The sequence below is a fragment of the Methylotuvimicrobium sp. KM1 genome, from assembly GCF_044788715.1.
GTDB lineage: Bacteria > Pseudomonadota > Gammaproteobacteria > Methylococcales > Methylomonadaceae > Methylotuvimicrobium.
Genome location: NZ_CP173170.1, coordinates 571,591 through 593,292, shown reverse-complemented (window position 1 = coordinate 593,292; position 21,702 = coordinate 571,591). Strand labels below are relative to the sequence as shown.

Here is a 21,702-nt window from a genome sequence, read left to right as displayed (position 1 = left end):
GCCTTGCTCGCGAACAAAATAACATTGTCATAAAAGCCGAAAACATGACCTTGCAAAGTTATACATTTCGATCGATTTGGTTTAATTCAGAAAACGTTGACGTTTCCGTTTTTGGACTTGGAAAACAAATTCCCAATCAATAACATTTTCAATAACCGCATGTCACTGAAAATGTCGGCACCTCATTGTGTCGATTCAAAGATACACCGGCTTGGAACGAAACTTAACCCTACTTTAACATTTGTCGTTCATAAAATATTGAAAAACAAAAAACAACAAATATTACGACACTACATTGATTAAAACCGGGTTAGGACCGTCATCATTCAAACGCAAACATTCAACAATGAAAACATAAATGTTTGGAACCGGCGTTACCCAAAGAATATTAGCATTTACTAAAATACGCAAATTTATTTTTACTCTTGGCCTTCCCGCAGTGAAAAAATCCTTCTTACTAAAACACCTCCTCATCATAGCGCTTTTACCGACGCTGATGAGCAACCTCGCTCAAACCGGTGTGCTGTTAGCAGAATATCAAGCGATACGGGACAGTCAGGCGCAACAAGCATTCATTGAACCGGCCCAAGAAATCTCGATGACACCATTGCTTAAACGGATCAAGATCAGCGCTCTCATCGGTTTTGTCTCGGTTTTAGCTGCAGGATTAGTCGCCCTAGCGGCTTACCGGCGCCTTAAACAGAACAGCCCCAACGATAACGAAGCCTCCGGCCCAACCACCACTCGTAACCATCCATTGGATATGACGAATCCTGGCGATCAAAAGAAACCGTCCCTATCGCCCCGTAAATTTTCAATATTAATCGCCGACGACAATTCCATTAACCGCTTACTGTTCGTCAATCAATTGCAAGATCATTGCGATCAAATTACCGCGACAGAAGATGGAATAGAAGCTTTGAATTATCTAAAGAGCAAACAATTTAACTTGGTTTTTTTAGACCTACAAATGCCGGGCCATAACGGCTTTGAATTAATTGAAATCCTACGACATACCGAAAATCCGAATAGGGATACTCCCGTTATCGCCGTAACGGCGCATGCGTTACCAAACCAACGCAAAGACATCATCGCCCTTGGCTTCGACGAATGTCTTATTAAACCGATTTTATCCGAGCAACTAGAGGAAATCGTCGCTCTCTGGCGCCCCACCGAACCTCGTGAGGCTTTAAGCGACTCTCCAAAGCAGGCCGGTTATGCGCAGCAACTCCTGGCTAAAACCGCTTACGACCGAGACTTGGCATTAACCATCTTAAACAAACTATACGAGGAGCTTCCTCAACAACTTGACTCAATTCAAAAAGCACTACGCCATCGACAATGGCAACAAGCCTTATCGATCACCCATAAGCTGCATGGTTCGGTCAGTTTCTGCGGTTTAACGGATATCCGTCAACAGGCCCTAACATTAGAGCAAAATTTGATTTCGAAAGACTTCCTCGAAACAGACCGGCATTTCGATAAATTACAAGCTTTGATTCAACAATTCATTACAAAAAAAACCGAACTTATCGAGGAATTGTCGGATAAAAATAGCGCCTGAAAAACAGAGCCGCGCCTCTAACGTTTATAAACCTGATTTCGGCAGTTTATACCTTTCGCGCTTCAAATTTCAGCTGTGACTAAAAAGCTCCGAGGTACTCGGTCCTCACCTAGCATTAAGATTTCGTGAAAAATAACTTCCTGGAGCTATGAGATTTGTAGCGGTTTTGGTAACTCGCTTGACAGAACGCCGTAATGCCAGCATCTAAATCCCATTATTCATTGACTGTGGTTAGCTATCTCGGATAATTTAGATGCTGGGTTCACAACGCGGCGCCCTTTGATTCCCTCTTCGATGGCAACTATTGATCTACGATAGGCATATAAACTCCAACAATACAGCCGAGCGAAGTATAATCGAATCAATAACAACCAATACAAGAATACTATGTCCAAATTTAACCTTGCCATACACCATATTAGTCTTATCGTCTCCGATACCGAAAAGTCCTTGTATTTTTACCGGGATATATTAGGACTTCAACAAACAGAACGGCCGAACCTTCCATTCCCGGGCGCTTGGCTTCAACTTGGCGAACAACAAATTCATTTATTGGAACTGGAGAATCCCGACCCAACTTCTGGTCGGCCAGTCCACGGAGGAAGAGATCGCCATGTCGCATTAACATGTTCGGACCTATCTCCAGTCAAGGAAGCCCTCGATAACAGCGGCTTTCGGTATACATTGAGCATTTCCGGACGCCAAGCATTGTTTTGCCGAGATTTTGACGGTAATGCCATTGAAATAATCGAACGGCCGAAACCCGAATAAAAAGACGAGGCAATCGCTCAGCCACTAAATTCCATAGCTCATTGGCCATGATTGATTACATAGATAATTTAGGTGCTGGGTAAATACCTGCATGTAGGCTTGACGGCGGCGACTGATTGCCAAGGATGGCATGAATGTAGATTTTGCATTACACCAAGGATGGCGTGTATTAGGGCACCAACAGTAGGCGCTTTAGGCGATGCAGGGCAAAAAAATGCTCCTGCATTTTCTGCATTCATTACATCCTTGTAACTCAGCAATTGCCGAGGAGCAAAAATCTGCCCTGCCGCCGACACCTGTTAATCGAGCAGCCGAACCCTGCTTCAATCATCGGCTCGATATTGACCAAGGAAAGTTATTCAGAGACCCATTTCAAGCTGGCTCTGAATTTTTAAGCGATTTCAACTATTAACGCGAACATAGCCTATAAAAAAGGCCCGATAACGGGCCTTTTTTATTTCAATTCATCGAGAATCGATTGAGCGATCTTTTTTTGCTCCGAACTTCCCTTATCCAATACTTCCTGTGCGATATCCTTAGCGGCATCACTATCTCCCATATCGATATAAGCTCTGGCAAGATCGATTTTGGTTTCGAATTCATCCATATCGGTCAGATCGGAAACCCCTAAATCAAGATCGTCCGGAAAACTATCATCATTCCCTTTCTTAGGTGTCGAATCCAAATCGAAGTCGAAATTAAAATCAAAACCGATATCCCCCTTTTCCTCTTCGGTCACACCGGATACGTCTTCGGCCATAGTTTCATTTTCGTCGAAAGTGATGTCGAATTCATCCATCGCAGAAGAATCAGCAGCATCAGTCTTTTTCTCCGTATCGGCATCGAAGGTTTCAAAATCGAACGATTCAAATTCTTCAGAACCCAAGGCATCCGTTTCTTTCTCTGCAGGTGCTTCTGCTTCCGGACTCAAATCAAACTCGATCTGATTATCGTACTGCCGATTCTGCTCCGATGTTTGCTGTTTTGAAGCCTCAGATGAGCGATCCTCCGGCTCGGGCACCGAAAAATCAAAACTCTCCAAATCGAAATCGAGGCTGTTATCCGACTTTTCAGCTTCCACTTCTTCATCTTTTAAAGGCGATTGTTCTGTTTCAGACTCAAGTTCATCGAACTCAGGCAGATCGAAATCGAAACGATTGTCCTCAGTTATATCAGTCGAATGAGCGGGATCGACTTCCTTAGAATCTTTGTTAATCGTCGACTCATCCTCGTCCTCGTCCCCCGTGTCAATATCGTCCGTGAATAAAACCGATCCCGGACTAATTTCACTAGCCATCTCAGTAACTTTTGCCCAAAAATCGATATTTTCGTTTTTTCCGGCTTGCTTCAGTTCATTAGCATAACTTTCGAAACCATCCTTGTTTTCGTTCGCGTAAAAAATCTCTAACAGTTTCAATTTGTAATCGTCATTCTCAGGATGTTCGGCAATCGCTTGTCGAATTAGCCCTTCGGCTTGTTGATAACGACCATATGCCAAATAAACATCAGCCTCGGAAATCGGGTCGACTTCATGCTGGTCGCTGTCGAAAGCGTCAAAATCGCTCGGAGTAAATTCGCTTAAGAACGAACTTTCACCAACGGTGCCTACATCATAGGCAGATTCATCTTCCGTGGCCAATAAATTCAACTCATCATCAGAGCTGGGAAGACTAATCTGTGATGATGCTGCGAACATACTATCCGTATCGGTTTCTTTTTCGGTTTGGCGCTTCCTCAACCACAACCAACCTAAACCACCTAACAAACCGGCGCCGAGCAGTGCTATTATCGCATAATAAAAGGAATCCAGAAGTTCGCTTACAGGCTCTTGCGCCACAGCTTGCGGCGATTTTGCTACCGGACGGGGAGGCGGAGCGGTTTCCTTTACCGGAGGCGTAACAACAGGAGAGGGTGGCATCTCAACAACTTTTTCGGATGGTTCTTTATGCTGCAAAGCGGCTAGCTGTTCGTCTTTTATAGCTAGCATTTGCTGCATCACCGTTAATTGTTCCTCCAACTTCTCCAATCGCGCACGCAATTCCGCATCATCTCTGCTTGGCTCATCCCCGTCGACTTTGCCAGGATCGACTGGTTGCAACAAGCTATCATCCCTTTCACCGCTGACAACGCGTTCGGACTCTTCAACATCTTCTTGAGCAGGGGCAACGAGTCTCAATTGGGAGTCGATAACTTCCTCGTCAACCGGCGCCTCCGTTGCTACCGCAAGCTGACCTCTCCACACTTGATTTTGCCGACCATACTCCGCAACTGCTTGCCGGTGAGAAAGCTTCAGTATGACCTCTCTTTCCGGAACCTTAAGCCGTACTCCCGCCATTAATGCATTGATATTATCTTTGTAAAATGCGCTCGGATTATTCTCGAAGAGCGCTATCATGGTCTGTTCAACCGAGACATCGTTAGAAGGCCTAACTTTTGAGGCAATTGACGAAAGCGTTTCATTTCTGCCAACCGGTCCATACACGCCCGATGCAGGCACGCGTTCCTCTTCACGACGCGGAGCAGGTGCTACCGGACGCTCAACGACTCGTGCATATTCTTGCTCGGCAGGTGTCACACCGTAATCGCTAGGAACCGGCAATACAGGCTGTTGATAAGTTGCGGGCGGGTCGACCAAAACGGTGAACTCGCGATACAGTGTCCCTTTCGGCCAGCTCACCTCAATCAAAAAATCTAAAAAAGGCTCCTTGAGTACCTCAGTCGAACTGAGTTTAATAACCGCGCGCTTATCAGACACGGTAACCAGGTTGAATTTAATTTTGGAAAGAAAATAGCTCCACGGTAGTCCCGCCTCATCGAATTTATCGGGAGGCGCGAGCTTGACGGTAATGTCGGCCGAATTTTCGTCAGGCGAAAGCATCAATGCAATCTCTGCATCAAGGCTTTGATTAAGGGCCGAGTGCAATGTGATATCGCCAACTCCCAACGGAAGAACACTAGTCGGGGTCATCAACGATAAAAGCGCTATGGATTTAGTCAGTTTGCGCACATTGCTCTCCTTCATACACATATACCACAATCTATTACCCGGAACAGTCAAATATGAGATTAAGCTTAGACTAGATGTAATTTTTTACCAATTCTTCTGCAATTTGCACACTGTTTAAAGCGGCGCCTTTTCTGACATTATCACCAACAACCCATAAGTCGATTCCCAGCGGGTGCGAGATATCTTCGCGAATACGCCCGACAAAAACACTATCATGTCCGGAGGATTCTGTTACCGCCGTCGGATAACCTCCGTCCCGATGTTCGTCGAGTACTGTCACCCCGGGCGCCTTTTCAAGAAGCGCGCGCACCGACTTACTATCTATTTTGTGACGCGTTTCAATATGCACAGCTTCGGAGTGACCGAAAAAAACAGGCACACGCACAGCGGTAGGATTAACTTGAATCGATTCGTCACCGATAATTTTCCGCGTCTCCCAAACCATTTTCATTTCTTCCTTGGTATATCCATTTTCCATAAATACATCGATTTGCGGCAACACATTGAAAGCGATTTGCTTTGGATAAACGCTCGGTTTAATCGGTTTACCGTTCAATAAATGCGCGGTTTGCAGACTGAGTTCCTCGATCGCTTCTTTACCCGTCCCGGAAACCGCTTGATAAGTACAAACATTGATTCGACTGATACCGACCGCGTCATAAATCGGTTTCAACGCAACTAACAGCTGAATCGTCGAACAATTCGGATTGGCAATGATGCCTCGATTTTTATAGTCGGCGATCCTCTCGGGATTAACTTCGGGCACGACCAACGGGATATTTTCGTCGTAACGAAATTGGGAGGTATTATCGATCACGATGCACCCGGCTGCCGCGGCTTTCGGCGCATATTCGGCAGAAACCGAAGCGCCAGGCGAAAACAAGCCGATTTGTACTTTGGAAAAGTCGAACTCAGCTAGATCCTCTACCTTCAGCGAACCGCCCTTGAACGGAATGCGTTTTCCAACCGAACGGCTACTGGCCAACGCATAAACCTCACCAACCGGAAAATTTCGCTCTTCTAAGATCGAGATCATCGCTTCACCAACAGCACCGGTGGCACCGACCACGGCAACATTATATAATTTAGTCATATTTAATTACCTTTTTCATTAAAACAGAAACCACAGCATCACCTACCTTAGGGATGCTAATCTTCATCGCATTAAAAAATTCGGCAACGCCCGTCCTGGCCCTTTATACGAAATACGAAAAAGGGGATATCAACGTCACAGCTTTCGCTATTCAGAATGCAGACATAAATCATGCGATAGACTTAAGAACTTTTTCGGGCTTACAATTGCAGGTAAACAGCGCTGAATGTCGCTATTTTCATGATAAACGGGGACTATTCAACTCAACGCAGTGAGAGAATAAACTGATGACCATCGATTTCATACCTATTCGCAAAACGGACACTACCGTTTTACAACTTAGCGAATATCGCTGAAAACACCGGCATTAACACTAGTTCCTCCCGGTTTATGGATTTTGAATCGTTTCGTGACTATCGACAACCGAATAAATTTGGATATATACGGCCGAAACAACCCATCATTCTACTCTACACACATCCTTTACTACTCTTTGCAAATCAAAACCAAAGGGTGCGGAGCATGCTTGGCGAGAGGATGCCGGCAGCCTTATATGGTTATATGGCATAAGAGCTACCGCCAAGCCCCCATGAATGAGTTCATCCAGCCACTAACACTCAAGCTGGAAATTGCTGAATCAAAATGCGGCGCCCCTCGCTCAAATTAACTCTTGACTGAATTTCCTTCGCGATTTTGTTTTCCCGTTTTCTTTCTTGAAATACGAGCCAATGCTAAATATTGGTTTCGGAGTAACCTCAACTCTTCGTCGCCGATTTCTTCCAAATCCAATAGCTCATTGTTTGCTCCTTCAACGGCGCGGATCAATTCGTCCAATTTTACTTGCAACGCATCGGTGTCGCGATTTTGGCTGTTCTGAATCAAGAACACCATTAAAAACGTTACGATAGTCGTCGCAGTATTAATGATTAGTTGCCATGTATCGCTAAAACCGAATAAAGGTCCGGTAATCACCCAGGTCAAAATTACCAATAATGCCGCATTGAATGCGATCGGTTTACCGGCCACTTGAGACCAGGTGCGTGCGAACCGGTCGAACCGAGCATTCCAAGCGGCGTTATTGTGAAGTTGATCGGTAAGACGACCGGTGAGTTTCAAAAAAGTATCTCGAATACTTACTATTTCATTCATGACTTTAGCCTCTTTGTTTGCGCTGAGGGAACAGAGTATTTACCCCGTTCTTACCGAGAAACCGCTCTCCTTTATTAAAGAGTGCGGGTTGAGTCAGGCGAGAAATCCAACTCCTAACTTAGCGAAATCCGATCTTACAAGAAAGGATGATGGAATTCAGGAGCGGGAAACCCATCCTTGGGACTTGACGGTAGATACAAAGCGCCATAAATGGCGTGAACCGGGCACCTAAATCCCATAACCCATTGGATATGGCTAGCTATATTGAATAATTTTAGGTGCCGGGTTCACGACGTCCTGCCTGTAAAGTAACCGCCCCCTATTTACCCCCGCACTTCCATTTTTGGGAGTGCTGAAAACTTCCTCATACTCGTTAGATGCGGGAGTGAAGCCGATTTTGCAGGAATACTCTGCCTACTGCCGACACCCACGCCAACCTGAAAATTAGACGTTTTTCGCTCCGCCTGGAGCCATTTAATTTAATACTATGCAAACAACCAAGGCGCTCGCTTCGCACGTTCCGTCTCGTATGCGTGAATTTGATCGGCATGCTGCAAGGTCAATGCGATATCGTCAAGCCCGTTCAACAACCTGAACTTCCGATTGGCATCGACTTCAAAGACAATTTCCCTGCCGGAAGGCGTAACGATCTTTTGCGAATCCAAGTCAACCGTCAGCCGATAACCTTCGGTCAATTCATTGAACAATTCATCGACGATGCCGGCATCGAGCACGATAGGCAAGATACCGTTCTTGAAACAATTGTTATAAAAGATATCGGCGAAACTCGGCGCGATGATCGCTCTGAAGCCGAAATCTTCGAGCGCCCAAGGCGCATGTTCGCGAGACGAGCCGCAACCGAAATTCTCGCGGGTCAACAATAGTTCGGCGCCCTTGTACTCCGGTTTATTCAGCACGAAATCTGGGTTAATCGGCCGATTTGTGCAATCCATGTCCGGTTCGCCATGATCCTTGTACCGCCATTCGTCGAACAGAAACGGCCCGAACCCTGCCCGACGTATCGATTTTAGAAATTGTTTCGGAATAATCGCATCGGTATCGACATTGGCTCGATCCAACGGTGCGACCAACGCGTCTATTTTGGTAAATGCTCTCATGCTTGCGCTCCTTGATTTGCTTCGGTGCTGACATCGACGAAATGTCCGGCAATCGCGGCAGCAGCCGCCATTGCCGGACTGACCAGATGCGTGCGTCCGCCATATCCTTGCCGCCCTTCGAAATTACGGTTAGAAGTCGACGCACAGCGCTCTCCCGGCTCCAAACGGTCGGCGTTCATCGCTAAGCACATCGAGCACCCCGGATCTCGCCACTCGAATCCGGCTTCGATGAAAATTTTATCCAAGCCTTCGGACTCGGCTTGCTGCTTGATCAGACCCGACCCCGGGACGACCATGGCCAATTGGATGTTAGCAGCCAGCTTTTTACCTTTCGCGACTGCGGCAGCCGCCCTCAAGTCTTCGATTCTCGAGTTCGTGCAGGAACCGATGAATACTTTATCGAGTTTAATATCGGTAATCGCCACACCGGGTTTTAGATCCATGTATTGCAGTGCGCGCTTCATGCTTTCTCGCTTGGTTGCATCGATCTCTTGATCTGGATCGGGCACGCTGGCATCGACCGGCACCACCAATTCGGGCGAAGTCCCCCAGGTCACTTGCGGCTTGATGTCGGCGGCATTCAACTCGACAACTTTATCGAAGACTGCGTCCGGGTCGGAATGCAGCTGCTGCCACATACGCTCGGCCATGAACCAGTCGCTGCCTTTCGGTGAAAGCGGTCGTTCGCGGTAATAATCGATCGTGACATCATCGACCCCGATCAAACCAGCACGCGCTCCCGCTTCGATTGCCATGTTGCATACCGTCATGCGGCCTTCCATCGACAATGCGCGGATCGCGGATCCGGCAAACTCGATCGTATAACCGTTGCCGCCGGCGGTACCGATTTTACCGATGATCGCCAACACGATATCTTTCGCAGTGATGCCGGGCCGCACTTCACCATCTACTTTAATCAGCATGTTTTTGGCTTTTTTCTGTACCAAACATTGTGTCGCCAAGACATGCTCGACTTCCGACGTGCCGATACCGAATGCCAACGCGCCGGACGCGCCGTGTGTCGAAGTATGCGAATCGCCGCAGACCACGGTCATGCCGGGCAACGTCGCGCCTTGCTCGGGCCCTACGACATGCACAATGCCTTGGCGAATATCGGACATATCGAACTCGGTGATACCGAATTCGGCACAATTTTTTTCGAGGGTTTCGACCTGCAGTCTTGAAACCGGATCGGCAATGCCTTTGTCGCGATCGGTGGTCGGCACGTTATGGTCGGCAACGGCCAAATTTCTCGCTTGTCGCCACGGCTTGCGGTCGGCAAGACGGAGCCCTTCGAACGCTTGAGGAGAAGTGACCTCATGGACTAAATGGCGGTCGATATAGATCAATGAAGAACCGTCATCCTCGGTATGGACAACGTGATCTTCCCATAATTTGTCGTATAAAGTTTTACCTGACATAGCTACTCATTGTATTTACCGCGTCAGCGGAAAGTAAAAGTTTGCGTTAAGCGTCGATATAGACGCTAGCGCGTTATCCTAAAACGGCAAAAATCTTTTGCGTAATCTCATCGACCGACCCGACACCGGCAATCGATGCAAAGTGAGTCTTGCCGCCCAATGCCGAATAGTAACCGACCAACGGCTTGGTTTGTTCATGATATACGCTCAGCCTTTTACGAACGGTGTCTTCCTGGTCGTCATCTCGCTGAATTAATGGTTCGCCGGTTACATCGTCGACACCGGCCGTTTTAGGCGGGTTGAATGCGACATGATAAGTCCTACCTGAGCCAGGATGCACACGTCTACCGCTCATTCGCTTAACGATTTCCTCGTCCTCGACCACAATCTCGATAACATGGTCAATCACGATATCCATAGCAGCTAAACCCTCGGCTTGCGCGATCGTGCGAGGAAAACCGTCCAGCAAGAAACCGTTTTGACAATCCGGCTGCGCAATTCTCTCTTTAATCAATCCTAAAATAATATCGTCCGAAACCAAGCCTCCCGCATCCATGACTTTTTTAGCCTCGACGCCCAACGGCGTACCTTCGCGCACAGCGGCCCGCAACATATCTCCGGTCGAGATTTGCGGGATATCATATTTTTCGGTAATAAATTGGGCTTGCGTTCCTTTGCCGGAACCGGGGCTACCCAAAAGAATAATGCGCATAATGAAACTCCAAGTTTATCTGGTTATTTGAATATATGTCGGATTCGCGCCTAAGTAAAAACACACTTTAGCTGTTAATTCGCTCTCGCAAAACAAGACATTTTATATCAAAATAAACATTAACTCTTGTAAAAAACAGATATTTTCCCTATTCTTACTCGGTTTATCAATTATCTTTAGGAGTGCAACTGCATGCGTGTTGAAGATCTAATGACTTCGCAAGTATTCACAGTCGAACAACATGACATGATCGATCGTGTCTTTTTCTTGCTGCATTATGAAAAAGTTCGTCATTTACCCGTCATTGAAAAAGGCAAAGTCATCGGCATCGTATCGGATCGAGACTTATACAAAGCCTTAGGACCCAAAAGCAACTCCAACTCGGTTGAAACCGTCGAAGGAAAAACCGTTTTGCAGGTCGTTCCGCAAAAAGTTCAACACATCATGCGCCGAGGCGTATTGACCGTTAATCCCGATAGCTATGCGTCAGAAGCCGCCAGCATCATGGCCGAAAATAAAGTCGGCGCCCTCCCTGTCGTCGACAAAAACAATAAACTCGTCGGCATCGTATCGGCCACCGATATTTTGCGCGTTTTTGCGAAAATCGAAAAAGCTAGCGAAGAACGGGAAAAAAGAATTGCGGCCGGTGTCAGCCATACCTAACCGAACGGATCACTTCGAAACAATCCCCGATGTTGAAGTGACTGTCGCCCCGGAAGAATACGCAATAAGGGCATGGCTAGAAACCATTGTCATCGGTCTCGACTTATGCCCTTTCGCCGCTAAACCGTTTCGCCAAGACGGTATTCGTTTCAGTATTTGCCGAAGCGCCGACACCGCAAGCGGCCTTGAGCGTTTGATCGAAGAATGCCGGCATTTAGATACCGACTTGAGCATAAACACAACACTGCTGATTTACCCCCATTCGCTGCACGAATTCAACGATTATCTCGATTTTCTCTCCCTGGCCGAAACACTATTGTCGGAGCAAGGCTACGACGGTATTTATCAACTGGCCAGCTTTCATCCCGACTACTGCTTTGCCGACAGCGACAGCGAAGATCCGGCCAATTATACGAACCGCTCGCCCTACCCCATCCTGCATCTGCTTCGCGAAGACAGCATCGCCGAAGCCATCGAGCGCCACCCGGACCCGGAAAATATTCCTAGACGCAATATCGCACTTGCCCGTAATCTCGGCAAATCACACCTGCACACACTCATTGCCTCGTGCCGCCAGGCAGGTGCTCCGAGAGAATAAACATGCGCAGCAGTACCCGGCACCATGTCGACCAATTGCTGATCGAACAAGGCCGATTTTCGCCGGTCGCATGGCTGCTCGCCACCGGCTATCTTAGTTATTCAAACTACATCGATTGGAGAGACGGCCTTATCGAAAACCTGGACAGTTGTTTTACGGCGCCGCGCGAACGTATCATCGAACAACTCGCCATTGCTACGAATTATGCTCGAACGCTAGGCTTGAGTGAAACGCGCGACACCTATCTTTCAACCGAGCAAAACGAACTCATCATCAGCCGCAACTCACAAGACGACATCAATTTCAAAACGGATTTCGCGCCGCCGCAAGACCGCATGCAGATGGATTTGTTTTTCGACAGCGCGCCGATTTATGCCGAAAACGAGTTAATCGACGCGATCATTACTCACAACAAACGCAAAATCCCGGAACTGCTAGACACCTTATACGCCTTTGACCCCGAAAAGCACGAAGACTATGCGCTCCTGATCGTGCAGGAAAAAAAATTCCGGGCACCCGGCTTATCGTTACCCAATAAACTTGATACCTTAGATAATACACTGATGCCGTTAGCGGTAAAGTTATTACGATCCGAGGCCATACGTTTTCTGACGCCGCTTTGGCAAAGCTTGTCCGCCGAATTAACCGACTACCCCTTCGATCCCGAACTACCTAAGCTGCATGTCAGCTATTCAGGCATGAAAGCGTTTCTATGGCATGACGTTACCAAAGCGATCGAACAAGAGCCTGATTACGTCAGGGAGCCTGTTTTGCTATTTCGCTATGCCGAGGCCAGCTTCAAGCAGGACCGAGAACTGTCCGGTCTCGAGCATTGGTTTTTATTATTCCTATTGCATTCCGAATCAGCCGAACAACTGATAAAACAGACCGGACATCATTTGCTTTCCGACGACTGGCAACGATTTCAGAAGCTTGACCCCGAGCTGCCGACACAGTTTTTCCCGGCCTGGATACTATTGATCAAGCCGGCTCTGGCCAAACAAGACCTTATTTTAAACGGAGAAGCGGAAGGTTTTCTCGCATTCAACCTAGCCAAGCAATTAAGCGCCGAACCGCTTGAGTCGACATCGGTCGCTTTAAGAGCGGACCTAAAAAAACTTAATCCGGATTTGTTCCGGCATTTTCTTGATTCCCGCTAAAAAGTGAGCACGCAAAAAACTTGGCGTAACCTTACAAAAACTGATAGATTTTAACGCCCGCTTCCTCTTGATACTCTAATAAACAATGAATAACAAAGACATCGACAACGTCAAAAACTTTCTACTGGATTTACAAAATCAGATCTGCGCCGCGCTGGAAAGCCAGGAACCGAACGCAAGATTTATCGAAGACGACTGGCAAAGACCTGAAGGCGGAGGCGGCAAAACCCGAGTATTGAGCAACGGCCAAGTCATCGAACAAGGCGGCGTCAATTTTTCTCGTGTCTTCGGCAATCAACTACCGGCGTCCGCGACAGCCGCGAGACCGGAGTTGACCAACCGCCAGTTTCAAGCGATGGGCGTCTCATTAGTTATTCATCCGCGTAATCCCTATGTTCCGACTTCACATGCCAATGTGCGTTTTTTTGTCGCTGAAAAACCCGGCGAAGAGCCGATTTGGTGGTTCGGCGGCGGATTCGATTTAACGCCCTTTTATCCGTTCTATGAAGACGTGCAGCATTGGCATCGAACCGCACGCCTAGCCTGCGAGCCTTTCGGCAAAGAAGTTTATCCTCGCTATAAAAAATGGTGTGACGAGTATTTTTATTTGAAGCACCGCGGCGAAACACGCGGTGCGGGCGGGCTGTTTTTCGACGACCTGAATGAATGGGGCTTCGAGCAATGCTTTGCATTCATGCAAAGCATCGGTAATCACTATATCGACGCCTATTTACCGATTATCGAAAAACGCAAAAACACGCCTTACGGCGAGCGCGAACGCGAGTTTCAACTCTATCGGCGCGGACGTTACGTCGAATTCAATCTGGTTTACGATCGCGGCACACTCTTCGGCTTACAATCGGGCGGACGCACCGAATCTATTTTAATGTCGATGCCGCCGGTTGCGAACTGGCGCTATAATTGGCACCCGGAACCAGGCTCGCCCGAAGCCGAATTGTACGACCGTTATTTAACACCGCAAGATTGGCTGGGCCAAAATCAATAAACCTAGAAACAGCATTTCACAATGAAGATCACAAAGAACAAGGAGCTACTCCCTTTATACTCAAAAATTAGCTAACTTTATGAAGATATCGGGTGTGGCTAGCGAGGATGTCGGCGGCAGGGATAGTCTCCGTCAAGCCTACAGGGACGTATTCACGGCGTCCTGTCGGGCGAGCGTACCCTCCACAGTACTCGCACTTTCATTTGCCGGGGCGATTACCAGGCCTTCATGAACGTTAGGTGCTGAATTCACGGCACCCCGGTCTGCCGAGTGACCGCATCCCATCGTACGCCAAGCACTTTCATTCTGCGGGGCGGTAACAGCAACTTCGTGATCATTATTAATCGGAAAAGACAGATAAGGTTCGACTACATAACCCCGTTCGCATAATTGCCGCAAAACACCTTCTTGCCCGGCTAAATGCAACACGCCGACTAAAATCAGCTCGCGCTCTGGTGTTCTTAGCATCGCCTCAATCTTAGGCACCCAAGCATTATTGCGACTCACCAGCAGATCTTGATATAGGCGAGGGTAATCGCTACGCATCGCCACGATGCCTAACTCATCCAAAGTATCAAGATCGCCTGAACGCCATGCAGACTTGAGCTCCCCCAGCAACGCGGGGAGCTCTTCAATTTCTCTTAACGTGGACAAAATGAGTTCGTTCTCCTGCCCCCGCCCCATCTGTTCCAGTGCGGATATTTGCGTTTCTAACGATTCTAACGCTCCGACGGGCTTATTATCAGCCTGAGCTTTCGCGCTAAAAAAATGATCCACGCCGGCTTCGGCTAAACCTAAACGATGTAATTCAAACATCATCAAGCTAATCGCGACCAAAGGCGGCTTCAAGTTCTGTAAAGACTCAATCGGTATGCCCGCATGCTGACAAAAACGCTGCAATTCGGCATAGGTCTCGGCGTTAAGCTCATCACGCAATGTCGTACCGTCGACATACTGTAAACGCCGCATCATAGCTATTTGCGCTTCCTGCCCGGAAAAGTCGGCTAAATCGACTTCCAACACTAATTTGTCGGCTTTTCGATAAACCCGATCAAACGCTTCGGGTAACGGATAATCCGAAGTACTTAGCAAATGAATAGTACCGCCGATAAACAATTCGGCATCATCTTTACTAACTCGCCATAGCGAGGTTTCAGAGCAAACCGGCCCCGCAATTAAAAGCGCGAGCGCAAAAAAAGAGCAAATGGCTTTGTCATGCGCGGCGGATTTGAGCGTCTTCATAATGATGAAAGATGGAACGTTTGTGTTGCTCGGACTCAAGTGCCCCATTCGGTTCTCGTAGAAATATTGAGTAATTGCGGCTTAGTGATCTTCGCCGCCAACCCCATGGATATGGCCGTGAGCCAATTCATCCTCGGTAGCAGCTCTGATATCGGTGACTTCAACATCGAAATTTAGCGACTCTCCGGCGAGAGGATGATTACCGTCAATCGTCACTTCATCGCCTTCGACTTTAATAACGGTAACAATACCGGGTCCGGAACTGACATCGGCATGAAACTGCATACCGACCTCCACGTTATCAACGCCTTCGAACATCTTGCGCGGAATAACCTGTACCATCTCTTGAAAATATTCGCCATATCCGTCTTCGGGAGCGATAGCAACTTGGAATTTGTCTCCGACCGATTTACCCTGTAAAGCTTTTTCTAAGCCGGGAATGATATTGCCGCTGCCGTGAAGATAAACCAACGCATCACTGCCTATCGAGCTATCGAGTTGCTCGCCAGCCGAGTTAGTTAATGTGTAATGGATCGAAACCGCCATATTGTCAGCAACTTGCATAAATAAACCTTTAATTGATTAATGAAGGGCTGTTTATGATATAAAATTGACGCACGTTTGTGTGAAAATCTTCAAAATTAATTTCATTACTATACTAATCATGAGCCGTTGGAGACCCCCTCAACCTAAATCATCTCCCTACATCACCCGTCATGGCTATCAAGCCTTGGAACAAGAGCTCAAACAGATATGGGAAAAACGAAAAGATGTAACTGAAGCGCTTGCCGCCGCAGCCGCAGAGGGTGATCGATCGGAAAATGCCGAATATATCTATCGAAAAAAAGAACTGCGCGGTCTCGATAGACGTATTCATTACTTGCAAAAACGCTTACCAATTCTGAAAGTGGTCGATCAAACACCGAACGATGAAGATCGCATCTATTTCGGTGCTTGGGTAACACTGGAAAACGCCGAAGGAAAGGAAGTCAAATACCGAATCGTAGGTGCAGACGAGCTCGATCCGGCTAAACAGCATATCAGCTTGGATTCGCCACTCGCCAAGGCTTTATTGAAAAAGACTTTTGACGAGGTGGTCGTCATTCACATTGCCGATCAAATCTTGCAGTATACGGTGCTGGATATTTCCTATGAAGCTTGATTCGGAGAATTATTGAATCACGCCGCGCGTATCGATCAAAATTTTCTCTTTGAGGTCGGCTGCCTTCAACGATTTAAACGGCTTATGATCGACCAACAGCAGCACGATATCGGACCGCTTGATGACTTCTTGATAAGGTAACAGTGTAAAGTCCTTGTGTTCTGTTAAGTTGGGTTCTGCGACCAGTACCTCGCCAATGTCTTGCTTTCGTATTTTCTTAACGATATCCAAAGCCGGCGACTCCCGCAAATCGTCGACATCGGCTTTAAAGGCCAACCCCAAACAACCGATAACGGGATTTTTGAATTTATCGGCACTGACTTTGACTTTATCGATGACCCAATGCGGTTTGGCATCGTTTACTTCACGAGCGGCTCTAATGAGTCTGGCTTGATCCGGCGACCTCGCCACAATAAACCAAGGATCCACGGCAATACAATGCCCGCCGACACCAGGGCCCGGTTGCAATATATTCACTCGCGGATGACGATTCGCCAATTTGATCAATTCCCAAACGTTGATATTTTCTTGATCGCAAATCAGCGACAGTTCGTTAGCGAAAGCGATATTGACATCCCTGAATGAATTTTCGCTCAGCTTGCTGAGCTCAGCGGTTTTGGCATCTGTTGCCAAAATCTCTCCGCGCACAAAGGCTCGATAAAATTCGACAACTTTTTCGGTCGAAATTTCGTTAATACCGCCAACGATGCGGTCATTTTCCACTAACTCCGTCAATATCCTTCCCGGCAACACGCGCTCCGGACAATGCGCGACATAAACGTCCCTTCCGACGTCATGACCTTCTTCGCTTAAGATTTTTGCGACGATATCGTCGGTAGTGCCAACCGGGCTGGTCGATTCCAAAATAACAATGTTCCCCGGTTTTACGAAAGGAGCGATAACTCGCGTAGCGGCTTCAACATAGGATAGGTCTGGTATATGGTCGTCTTTGAAAGGCGTCGGTACCGCCAGAATAAAAACATCGGCTTCTTGCGGCTGCAAGCCGGCTTTCAGGTTTCCCGATTGCACGGCCGATTTGACCAAAATATCGAGATCGGGTTCGACGATATGAATCTTGCCTTGGTTAATGGTATTGACGACACGCTCGGAAGTATCGACCCCAAAGACCTCAAAGCCCTTGGTTCCTAATAACGATGCGGTAGGCAATCCGATGTAACCCAGCCCAATGACGCAAACTTTTGTTGCCGATGGTTGCATAGTTCTTCCTTATAGATCCTTTAACAATAGATGCTGATTTTCCCCCACCTTTAAAGAGTGAGAAGTCATTTTTTGGATATTTAACGCCCTCAAAGCGCGCTTAATTCGTCTTCATCGTCATCTTCATTTACAAAGACACCAATGTCCACTCCCTTTTCTTTATAGATCAATTCTCTAATTTTTTGGGTTTCTTTATTTTCATGTTCCGGAACCGGATAAATTCCGCCCTTGATTTTGTCCTTAATGACATCGAGCATCAATGCCAAGTCGATCGACTCCGCTTCTTCGGCAAAACCGTAGACGAGTGCAAAATCACACAGCGTATTGATTAGCCTAGGCACACCTTGACTGTAATAAAAGACAACAGCAATCGCATACTTATCGAACAGATTCGCACTACCGCCCGCTACCCGCAGACGATGCCGAATATAATCGACGGATTCTTTATACTTGAGAGGGTTAAGCCGATAATCCACAGAAACGCGTTGCGCAAGTTGCCTCAGTTCCGGCTTACGCAAAACCTCCAATAACTCGGGCTGACCTATCAAAATAAGCTGTAACAATAAATATTTGTCTGCATTGATATTAGAGAGTAATCTCAACTCTTCCAAGGTTTGGGCATCAAGATTTTGCGCTTCGTCTATAATTAGTACCGTGCGCCGATTTTCACTGTATTCCTTAATTAAAAAATCGACGAAAGCCTGATACCGGGACGCTTTATCGTTTCCCGCAGCTTCGATTTCGAATGCATTGAGCACCCACTGCAATAAGTCGCCGAATGCACTATGAGCATTGGAAATAAGGCCGACTGTTAGAGCTTGATCCACTTCCTGAAGTATCCGCCTTACTAACGTCGTTTTTCCGGAACCTACTTCGCCGTTAATAACGGTAATGCCTGCCTGACTATGCAATCCGTACTCGAGCATATTCAACGCCGTTTGATGTTGTTTGCTCAGATATAAAAACTCGGGATCGGGCGTCAGTGTAAAGGGCTTTTCGTTAAAACCGTAATGTTGTGTATACATGCCGCTTAATAATAAGAGGGGGACCAAATTTCATCTGACTTGTTAAGCACCGAGCCGAGATATTTAGTTTCATCGATTAACTGTAAGCTGCGTTCAATCTCCTCCGTCGTGTTAATCCCTTCGGCCACAACCAATAAACAAGCATCGGCATTCGGAAAAAACACCATTGCATCGTCCGACTGCAGTAACGGAGGTAAGTCGACGATAATCATGCGATCGGGATAGCGGTTTTTCAACTCATCCGCTAAATTCAGCATTTTCGGAGTAGACAGCAATTCGGATGAACGATGAATCGAATGACCGGCCGGTAATAAAACCAATCTTTCGATTCCCGGATGAATAAACAATTCGTTCAGCGGAACATCATCTGAAAAATAATCGACAAGTCCCTTATCCGGCGAAATTCCGAAATACTCATGGATACAAGGCCTTCTAAAATCCAGATCCACCAACAGCACCGAATGATTCGCCTCCATCGCCAAGCTAATGGCTAAATTTACCGCAGTTAATGACTTGCCGGCCCCCGCCGTAGGACTGGAAACGGCAAGCACATTCCAACGATTGGCATTCATTCGTTGCAAGACTTTGGCCCTTAGAATCTTGAAAAGATCGGCGGCCGGGCTGTCTTTTAGATGAGCCACAATACGTTTTTCTTTTAGCGCTTCATCCGACACATTGATCGTTTGAGTTTGCGTATATTTAATTTCCTGAACCGGCGCTTTTTTAGCGTAGCCCGGTTTATTGATACGCGTCCTACCGCCGACATTCACATTATCCTTTCGTTGGTGCCGGGCTTTTTCGAGCGCTTTATGTATGCGTTCCATATTGATTCCTATGTTAATGCTTTTACTGTCTGTTTTTGCCCTTTATGTTGGCCAAATTTCGTTATTGGAATATTTTGCAGATGCCGCGCAGCTAAATTAGCTAAGTTTTGTCTACGCTAGACTATTCATGATGGCATTTAGGGGCGAAATCAAAACATCATGTGTCGATACCGAAATTTGAAGCGTGAAAGGTTAGTTACATGCCTAATTTTCTCATCGCAACATACCACAATACATCCAAAGGTTTCACGACAAAGTGCAAAAACAGCACGAGTCCGATTAAAACGGCAAACGAGGAAACCAAGACCTTTTGCTTTAGTCGCTGTGAATTAATTATATCTTCGGAGTTATTTATATAGGGCAAAACAACTAGAGGAGGTGCTCCAGTGACTGTAGTGAGTTGATGCGATCCAAAAATCGCTTTGTTAAAGCTTTCTTTGACAATCACGAACCCCGTCGCACCGCCCATGGACAAAATAAAGCCGAGAAAAACGATCGCTTTCCTATTAGGTTTGAAAGGCTCCTCGGGGAACATCGGCGGCTCGATCAACGAGAAACGCTCGCCTTTCCTGTCTTTTTCCATAGCCTGCGCCATGTCCGCCTCCATTTGCTTAGCTTTGACTTCGCGGTATTTCGCCGTGGCGTTTTCATAGTCCCGCATCAAGGTATGATATTCCCGCTCGACTTGAGGCGCTTGTGTCAAACGCAGCTCCAAATCATTTAACTTAGCGTTCAATCTTGATTTAGATTTGCCCATTGCACGCAACTCTGCTTCCGCCGCCTCCAATTGTGCTTGCAACTGAATATAGGCTGGATTGTCCGGCTTCGCTGTCGAAACAGGTTTAATTTTAGCCGTTTGGGTTGCCATTTTTTCTAAACTGGCGATTTCCTGTTTTAATTTTTTGACATCGGGATGAGAATCGGAATAACGATCGGTCATCGTAGCCAGCTCGGCTCTTTTATTATTCAACTGCAAAATGAGCTCGCTGTTATCGGTTGCACCGCCGACTTCCTGACGTAAGGCTTCAATCTCCTTCTGTATTTTGACGACATCGGGATGATTGCTGCCGTAGCTTGCGCTCAGAGTCACGTACTCCGCTTCCTTGGTTTTTAGGCGATCTTCCGCACCGTAGATTCTTTCGCCGGTTGCCGAGTACAGGCTGGTATTTGGATTGATCTGCGCCAACTGCGCTTGCAGATATAATTTTCGTTCCTTCGCGGCATTGATTTGCCTATCGACATCAACCAATTGCTGTTCAGTTCTATCCATTAGCGTCATGTTCAACTGCTGTAATTCAGGTAGGCTAGACGCATGACTTTCCTTGAATACCGCCAACCGTTTTTCCAAATCGGCGATTTGTTCCCGTAATTTGTCGCCTTCCAAGGCTAAAAAATTGGTGGTTTCGGCCGCAGCTTCGCTTCGTCTTTTTAAGTTTTCATTCAGGTAAAGACTAACTAATTCATTGGCGACCGCTTGCGCGGTTTTCGGAGATTCGCTATCAAAAGACAAGGTAAAAGCAATCGTTGCCTGAGTCGGTCTACCGCTAACCGGATCAACCACATCGGCGCTGACCATTTCCAGTTGGATGTCTTCACGCATTTCTTCAAGAATGGTACTGAGCGTTTCAGTTTTTTGCTCTTCGGTGTACAAGCCGAATTTATCGATAATCCGTTTCAGATTTGCCGTGGTCATAACGCGTTGACTGATCACCTGAATGCGTTGATCGGCATAACTGGTGACTGTCGTACGGACCAAATCTGCCGGAATTTCTTGTTGCTCGATCAAAATGGTCGCCGTCGCTCTATACACGGATGGAAGATTGATGGTCACCAATATCGTTAATGCAAACAATCCGCCGGCAATAAGCAGCATTTTCCCTTTATGCCGCTTCAACATCGCCAGATAATCTTGTAAGCTTTTCGTATTCTCTTCTTCCATACGTTTTCGTCTCTAGTCGTTTGTTGGGTT

21 protein-coding genes are annotated in these 21,702 nt (G+C 47.0%); 9 read left to right on the top strand and 12 right to left on the bottom strand.

What is annotated here, in order from left to right; translation table 11 throughout:
• Window positions 1-496: 496 nt before the first annotated feature.
• From ACINK7_RS02720 to ACINK7_RS02710, 3 genes are all read left to right on the top strand, one after another.
• Window positions 497-1,564: a response regulator gene (locus ACINK7_RS02720; protein ID WP_404359741.1), complete on the top strand. Its 1,068-nt coding sequence runs from the start codon at window positions 497-499 to the stop codon at window positions 1,562-1,564.
• A gap of 387 nt (window positions 1,565-1,951) precedes the next feature.
• Entirely contained in the window at window positions 1,952-2,335 is a 384-nt protein-coding gene (locus tag ACINK7_RS02715; protein WP_404359740.1) for a VOC family protein, read from the top strand.
• 199 nt (window positions 2,336-2,534) lie between these two features.
• Window positions 2,535-2,747, top strand: coding sequence for a hypothetical protein (locus tag ACINK7_RS02710; protein WP_404359739.1), 213 nt, complete (start codon window positions 2,535-2,537; stop codon window positions 2,745-2,747).
• A gap of 42 nt (window positions 2,748-2,789) precedes the next feature.
• Here the strand turns inward: ACINK7_RS02710 and ACINK7_RS02705 are convergent, their stop codons facing one another.
• The 3 genes from ACINK7_RS02705 to ACINK7_RS02695 all read right to left on the bottom strand — a co-directional run bounded on the left by ACINK7_RS02705 (window position 2,790) and on the right by ACINK7_RS02695 (window position 7,584).
• Window positions 2,790-5,342, bottom strand: coding sequence for a FimV/HubP family polar landmark protein (locus ACINK7_RS02705; protein ID WP_404359738.1), 2,553 nt, complete (start codon window positions 5,340-5,342; stop codon window positions 2,790-2,792).
• Between the two features lie 70 nt (window positions 5,343-5,412).
• Window positions 5,413-6,435, bottom strand: a complete 1,023-nt coding sequence (locus ACINK7_RS02700) for an aspartate-semialdehyde dehydrogenase (protein WP_404359737.1) — start codon at window positions 6,433-6,435, stop codon at window positions 5,413-5,415.
• Between the two features lie 663 nt (window positions 6,436-7,098).
• Window positions 7,099-7,584, bottom strand: a complete 486-nt coding sequence (locus ACINK7_RS02695) for a low affinity iron permease family protein (protein ID WP_404359736.1) — start codon at window positions 7,582-7,584, stop codon at window positions 7,099-7,101.
• On the opposite strand from ACINK7_RS02695, the gene ACINK7_RS02690 reads away from it, so the two are divergent.
• Window positions 7,583-7,816 carry a hypothetical protein gene (locus ACINK7_RS02690; RefSeq protein ID WP_404359735.1) on the top strand — a complete coding sequence of 78 codons (234 nt, stop codon included), beginning with the start codon at window positions 7,583-7,585 and terminating at the stop codon, window positions 7,814-7,816. The genes ACINK7_RS02695 and ACINK7_RS02690 overlap by 2 nt on opposite strands.
• Before the next feature lie 253 nt (window positions 7,817-8,069).
• Here ACINK7_RS02690 and leuD read toward each other — a convergent pair whose 3' ends face one another.
• From leuD to adk, 3 genes are all read right to left on the bottom strand, one after another.
• Window positions 8,070-8,702, bottom strand: a complete 633-nt coding sequence (leuD, locus tag ACINK7_RS02685; protein WP_404359734.1) for a 3-isopropylmalate dehydratase small subunit — start codon at window positions 8,700-8,702, stop codon at window positions 8,070-8,072.
• Window positions 8,699-10,123 (bottom strand): 3-isopropylmalate dehydratase large subunit, encoded by a 1,425-nt coding sequence (leuC, locus tag ACINK7_RS02680; RefSeq protein WP_404359733.1) that lies wholly within the window; start codon window positions 10,121-10,123, stop codon window positions 8,699-8,701. Before leuC ends, leuD begins: the two co-directional genes overlap by 4 nt.
• Before the next feature lie 73 nt (window positions 10,124-10,196).
• On the bottom strand, window positions 10,197-10,835 hold the full coding sequence (adk, locus tag ACINK7_RS02675) for an adenylate kinase (RefSeq protein WP_017842084.1): 639 nt from the start codon (window positions 10,833-10,835) through the stop codon (window positions 10,197-10,199).
• A 192-nt stretch (window positions 10,836-11,027) separates the two neighbouring features.
• Here adk and ACINK7_RS02670 point away from each other — a divergent pair, with 192 nt between their 5' ends.
• The 4 genes from ACINK7_RS02670 (at window position 11,028) to hemF (ending at window position 14,262) form a co-directional block, all read left to right on the top strand.
• Window positions 11,028-11,498: a CBS domain-containing protein gene (locus ACINK7_RS02670; RefSeq protein WP_404359732.1), complete on the top strand. Its 471-nt coding sequence runs from the start codon at window positions 11,028-11,030 to the stop codon at window positions 11,496-11,498.
• On the top strand, window positions 11,482-12,096 hold the full coding sequence (locus ACINK7_RS02665; RefSeq protein WP_404359731.1) for a DUF1415 domain-containing protein: 615 nt from the start codon (window positions 11,482-11,484) through the stop codon (window positions 12,094-12,096). The genes ACINK7_RS02670 and ACINK7_RS02665 overlap by 17 nt, the downstream gene beginning before the upstream one ends.
• Window positions 12,097-12,098: 2 nt before the next feature.
• Complete coding sequence (locus ACINK7_RS02660) at window positions 12,099-13,256, top strand: hypothetical protein (RefSeq protein WP_404359730.1); 1,158 nt, start codon at window positions 12,099-12,101, stop codon at window positions 13,254-13,256.
• 85 nt (window positions 13,257-13,341) lie between these two features.
• Window positions 13,342-14,262, top strand: coding sequence for an oxygen-dependent coproporphyrinogen oxidase (gene hemF, locus ACINK7_RS02655; protein ID WP_404359729.1), 921 nt, complete (start codon window positions 13,342-13,344; stop codon window positions 14,260-14,262).
• A gap of 138 nt (window positions 14,263-14,400) precedes the next feature.
• Here hemF and ACINK7_RS02650 read toward each other — a convergent pair whose 3' ends face one another.
• Together ACINK7_RS02650 and ACINK7_RS02645 are read right to left on the bottom strand one after the other, a co-directional pair.
• The gene (locus ACINK7_RS02650) at window positions 14,401-15,504 is read right to left on the bottom strand and encodes a TraB/GumN family protein (protein ID WP_404359728.1); all 1,104 of its coding nucleotides are present in this window, start codon (window positions 15,502-15,504) and stop codon (window positions 14,401-14,403) included.
• An 81-nt stretch (window positions 15,505-15,585) separates the two neighbouring features.
• Entirely contained in the window at window positions 15,586-16,068 is a 483-nt protein-coding gene (locus ACINK7_RS02645; protein ID WP_404359727.1) for a peptidylprolyl isomerase, read from the bottom strand.
• A 100-nt stretch (window positions 16,069-16,168) separates the two neighbouring features.
• On the opposite strand from ACINK7_RS02645, the gene greB reads away from it, so the two are divergent.
• Window positions 16,169-16,666 (top strand): transcription elongation factor GreB, encoded by a 498-nt coding sequence (greB, locus tag ACINK7_RS02640; protein WP_404359725.1) that lies wholly within the window; start codon window positions 16,169-16,171, stop codon window positions 16,664-16,666.
• A 9-nt stretch (window positions 16,667-16,675) separates the two neighbouring features.
• Here the strand turns inward: greB and wecC are convergent, their stop codons facing one another.
• From wecC to ACINK7_RS02620, 4 genes are all read right to left on the bottom strand, one after another.
• Window positions 16,676-17,884, bottom strand: a complete 1,209-nt coding sequence (gene wecC, locus ACINK7_RS02635) for a UDP-N-acetyl-D-mannosamine dehydrogenase (protein ID WP_404359724.1) — start codon at window positions 17,882-17,884, stop codon at window positions 16,676-16,678.
• Window positions 17,885-17,973: 89 nt separating this feature from the next.
• Entirely contained in the window at window positions 17,974-18,909 is a 936-nt protein-coding gene (locus ACINK7_RS02630) for an ExeA family protein (RefSeq protein ID WP_404359722.1), read from the bottom strand.
• A 5-nt stretch (window positions 18,910-18,914) separates the two neighbouring features.
• Window positions 18,915-19,733 carry an AAA family ATPase gene (locus ACINK7_RS02625; protein WP_404359720.1) on the bottom strand — a complete coding sequence of 273 codons (819 nt, stop codon included), beginning with the start codon at window positions 19,731-19,733 and terminating at the stop codon, window positions 18,915-18,917.
• Between the two features lie 196 nt (window positions 19,734-19,929).
• The gene (locus tag ACINK7_RS02620) at window positions 19,930-21,672 is read right to left on the bottom strand and encodes a GumC family protein (RefSeq protein ID WP_404359718.1); all 1,743 of its coding nucleotides are present in this window, start codon (window positions 21,670-21,672) and stop codon (window positions 19,930-19,932) included.
• Window positions 21,673-21,702 lie beyond the last annotated feature (30 nt).